Annotated in this window: 4 protein-coding genes and 1 pseudogene; all 5 read left to right on the forward strand. The window is 64.6% G+C overall.

All coding sequences use genetic code 11. The annotated features are described in order from the left end of the window. Positions 1–215, forward strand: a pseudogene (locus LZ198_RS42530) (hypothetical protein); the annotation flags it as partial. Beyond that, positions 212–511: a hypothetical protein gene (locus tag LZ198_RS42535; protein WP_253977892.1), complete on the forward strand. Its 300-nt coding sequence runs from the start codon at positions 212–214 to the stop codon at positions 509–511. The pseudogene LZ198_RS42530 and the gene LZ198_RS42535, both read left to right, overlap by 4 nt. A 247-nt stretch (positions 512–758) precedes the next feature. Then, the gene (locus tag LZ198_RS42540) at positions 759–1,649 is read left to right on the forward strand and encodes a DUF2381 family protein (RefSeq protein WP_253977893.1); all 891 of its coding nucleotides are present in this window, start codon (positions 759–761) and stop codon (positions 1,647–1,649) included. 10 nt (positions 1,650–1,659) lie between these two features. Continuing rightward, complete coding sequence (locus tag LZ198_RS42545) at positions 1,660–3,468, forward strand: serine/threonine protein kinase (RefSeq protein WP_253977894.1); 1,809 nt, start codon at positions 1,660–1,662, stop codon at positions 3,466–3,468. A 150-nt stretch (positions 3,469–3,618) separates the two neighbouring features. Further along, positions 3,619–4,426: serine/threonine protein kinase (locus tag LZ198_RS42550; RefSeq protein ID WP_253977895.1), on the forward strand; the 808-nt coding region annotated here is incomplete at its 3' end.

Genomic DNA, 4,426 nt, shown 5'->3' on the forward strand with positions numbered 1-4,426 from the left:
CCGCTGGGGCGTCGTTCTCCCTGGCCCTGGTACTGACCGCCGTGAAGGTGGCCCTGACGGCGGCGGGTGGCTTCACGCTCATCAAGCGGCTTCTCTTCGGGGACGCCGCGATTGAGAGCGCCGAGGTTGCGGGCGAGATTGCTGCCGGCCAGGTCGCGGGCAAGGCCGCGGCGATTGCCGTCCTGGAGCAGCTCGACCAGCGAGGCGACAAGTGAAGCTCGGCGCGCTCGTGCTGGCGGTGCTCGTCGCTTCACCTGCGGCGGGCTCGGAGGTCGTCAGTGTCGAGCGCGCTCAGCTCTTCCCGGATGGAGGGGCGGCAGCCGTCGAGGTGAAGGGCGGCTGCTGGCTGTCCGAGGCGCGCTGCATCCGCACGGCTGCCGAGCTGGAGCGCCTCCGGGCTGAGAATGCTTCCTTGCGCGAGCACGCGGGCGACGTGTCCTTCACCGTTGCCGTGGTGGTGTTGGTGCTCGGGCTCGGAGCCGGGTTCGCCGTCGCGAAGCTTGCGAGGTGAATAGGGGTGACTGCGGAATCGGCGCGGTTGGTCTGGGACCTCGCTACGCCGTGACGCTGCGATGAACACCGCAGTCACCCGGGGCGACTTATGCACAAAACGACTTGTGGGTGTAAAGAGACCTCTGGCCCTCTTTCGCGGGGCCTTCGCTGCTCCAACGGCATCCTTTGCTTGACGGGCTACTACGCATTTCGCGGCAGTGGCGGCTGTCGGGTTTGATAGGGTCGCGGGCTTCGGAGAGTTCGCATTGCTTCGACCCGTTGCCCTCCTTTCCCTTCTGCTGGGCGTCACCGCTTCAGCACAACCCGTCCCCGCCGCACGTGAGCGACAGGACCGGCGCGTCGTGCTGTCAAACGGTGCCGCTCCTGTCCCGGAGCTGCGCGTCGCGGCGGGCTTTCTGACCACGCTGGTCTTCGATGCCCCGCTCGACAGGGGCTCGGTGGAAGTGGAAGGGCGCGAGCGCTTCCGGCTGGTGGACGTCGGCGAGCGCGTTCTTGCGTTGGAACCTGCCGCCGACCTGGGGACGGGTGAACGTCTTGGGCTTCGTATCCGGTTCGCCAATGGCGCCGGTCAGGGGCAAGGCATCTTCGTCCTGGTCTCCCATCCAGCGGAGGTTGATGCCCGCGTGGAAGTCTTTCAACAGCGGGACTCCGTCGAGCTGCTTCGGGCCGAGCTGGTGGAGGCGCGCGCCAAGCTCAAGGCGCAGGCGGAAGAGCTTCAATCGCTCCGTGCCCTTCGTGACTCAGGCGCGCCCACGAGCATGATCATGTCCGGCAGTTTGAATGAGCGGTTGAGGATGGAGCGCATCAAGGTTCCAAGAGGCAATGGGAGACCACTGCATGCCGACTCCGCGACAAGCTTTCGGGCCTCCACATGGGCCGCCATTAGTGTCGAAGTCCGGAATGATGGAAGGATCCCTTGGACTCCGTTCACTGCTCGAATCGTGAATTCCAAGAGTGGGGTTGGCGTGGGCGTGAAAAGCATCCGATCAGCGTTGAGACAGATAGAGCCGGGGGAGTCCGGGATGGTTGTCGTCGAGACTGAAGAACCCCCATGGGCGCCGGGTGACTTGTGCTTCATTGAGATGAACGCCGGGGAAGGTGGCTCGCAGGTGCTCGTTCCGGGGATTCCCTTCTGATGGATGCGCCATGCTGACACTCCTCCATCCTCCTGCTCAGTTCCCCCCCGGCCATGTGATTCACGGTTGGCGCATCGTCAAGCTGGTGGGTGCTGGTGCCTACGGTGCCGTCTACAAAGTGGAGATGAACGGCAAGCACTACGCGATGAAGGTTGCGCTGCATCGCGCGACGAGTGGTGATGCCGAGAAGTCAGACGCGAGGCTCAAGCGCGAGCTGGGGTGCCTGGTTCATCTTGAGCACCCCAACATCATTGCGCTTCGTGCTCTTGGACGATGGCCCGATTTCGAGACGGGCTGGCGCTACGTCATCCTCGACTTTGTCGAAGGCTTCACCTTGGCCCAATGGGTGGAGCAGGTTCACCCGACCGCGCAGGAAGTCGCTCGCCTCTTCGTGAAGTTGGCCGGTGCCGTGGACCACATGCACGGTCGCGGTGTCTTCCATCGCGACTTGAAGCTGAACAACATCATGGTGCGCGCTTCGGACAACGAGCCGTTCATCATCGATTTCAGCGCGGGTGACTACTCGCACGCGGAAGACCTCACGGACGCGCCATTGCCGCCCGGCACGCGTCGCTATCGCTCGCCCGAAGCGACGCGCTTCTTCCGCGACAACGAGGACGACCGCGACGCCCGCTATGAGTTCAAAGTCACCGATGACGTCTACGCCCTCGGAGTGTGCCTCTTCGACGTTCTGACCGCGCCCCAGCCGGCCAGCGACTTCCCGAGGACACCCGTCGAGGGCAGGGCGATGCCGCCAGACGCCCGCGTGTTGAACGAGCGGGTGCCCGGCCCGTTGAGCGATGCCGTGATGCGCTTCATCGCGCGCAAGCCCGAGAACAGGCCCCCGTCGGCGGAGGCAGTGCGGCGCGAGCTGGCCGCCATCGTGAACGAGTCGGGCGAGGAGTGGGTGACGCCGCTCCACACCCTCGCCCCGAAGCCGCTTCTCACCCCTGCAACCGGCACGGATGGCCCCAGACCGGCCCGCTCCCGTCGCGGGCTCCTCGTGGGGGCCCTGGGCGCCGCACTGGCCGTCGCGGCCCTGGTGGGGCTCTTCATGTCGACGTCCGCCGAGAAGGCCCCAGGTGTGGCGGATTCCATCGAGTCCACCGCGCCACAGACACCGGGAGCTGGTGCCCCGTTGAACGCACTGTCCCCGCAGGAGGATGCAGGTATGTCCCAGGGTGACGCTGTCGCATCTCCTCCGCTTGAATCATCATCGCCTGGGGTAGCGTCGCCCCCACAATCTCCCGTCCAGAAGGAAAGCCCCGCCGTGAAGCGTGCCCCTATCGTCGCCAGTCCCTCCGAGTCTCCGGCCGTGAAGGCCCCTGCATCCAGTGGCGGCCGGGCGGAGTTCCTCAAGAAGTGCGCGGTTGCCACTGCCGCCGTCGCGTTGCAGATGGGTTGCCCGAGCAGCTCCCAGGTTCGCCCCGGCTCCAGCGAATGCCCGGAAGAAGCGCGACAGGCCATGGCGGAGCTTCGATTCTGGGAAGGTGACGCAATGGTGGTCACCATCGATGCAAGCCAGCCCGGCGCAATGGGCGGTGAAGGGGGCATCTACTCTAGTGGGCCTGTGCGCGGCATTGTTCGGAAAGGAGTGGAACGAATTCCTGCCGGAACCATGCTGCGTGGGCGAGTGTGGGTCGGTGAGAGGTCGATTCTCGCTCGCTACACCGAAGCGACGCTTCCGAATGGACGCACGTATCCAGTGTGCATTGCGATTGGCGAGAAAGGGCCAGAGGAAGCCGATCCAGGACCCAGGCCGGGAACCGTCGAGTTCAATCGCAGCATGTATGGATATGCTGTAAAAGAGTGGCCCTGACGGTATTTCGTAAAGCAACGTTACGAAATGGCAATCGGGCTTCGCGAAGTTCGCGACCTATAGCGTCGTTCACGTCGGACGTGACTGGGCGTACCTTCCTTTCGCCTTCGCAGGGGGTGCTTTCCGCGAGGGCTTACCGGAGACCCATTCATGTCTGACGATTCCGCTCCTCCCTTCAAGGAGGGTGTGATCCTCTTTTCCCAAGGGGACACGCAGTATTTCCTCTTTCAGATTCTCGGCGAGGGCCGCAATGGGGAGCGAATCCTCTATGCGCAGCCTCGCACCCCAGCCGGCATCCAGGGCAAGGTGCTGGTGAAGTACGTGCCACGCCCCAGCGGTGACGTGCTTCCAGAGAGATACCGGCTCGCCCGCATCCGCCTGGAAGAAGAAGTCCGGCTGGCGCGCTTCCTCCAGCATCCGAACATCGCGCACGTTCACGGCCTCTTCGAAATCAATCACGGCCTCTGTTTGGTGAGCGAAAGCGTAGGGGGCTTCACACTGGATTCGTTGCTTGCCATGGCGCAGGCGCGCGGGCGCTACTTCTCCGAATCCTTCTGCCTCTACGTCTTCGCGGAGGTCGCGTCGGCTCTCGCCTACGCTCATTCGCGAGCGGACGACGCGGGTATTCCTCTGCACATCGTCAACCGCGACGTGAACCCCTCTCGGATTCGGCTCATGCCCCGAGGCGGGGTGATGCTGACGGACTTCGGAGTTGCCCTCTCGCGGCTGGCGGGTCGAGTCGCGACGTCACTTCCGCGCCCCAAGGGGGATGTCATCTACTCCGCCCCGGAGCTGTTGCTTGGGGAGGCCGTGGACGGGCGCGCGGACCTATTCTCCCTGGGCCTGACGCTGCTGGAGTTCGCCACGGGCCGCCACCTCTACGACCCCGGCACCCTGATGATGGGCGACCTGGACAGGCGCATGACCTCGGATGAGCGTCGACGGCTGTTGGCCGCCA

It is taken from the genome of Myxococcus dinghuensis (assembly GCF_024198235.1).
Taxonomy (GTDB): domain Bacteria; phylum Myxococcota; class Myxococcia; order Myxococcales; family Myxococcaceae; genus Myxococcus; species Myxococcus dinghuensis.

Excerpts from the sequence above, each read along its gene's own strand:
- LZ198_RS42545 (WP_253977894.1), top strand. The coding sequence starts at position 1,660 with ATGCTGACACTCCTCCATCCTCCTGCTCAGTTCCCCCCCGGCCATGTG.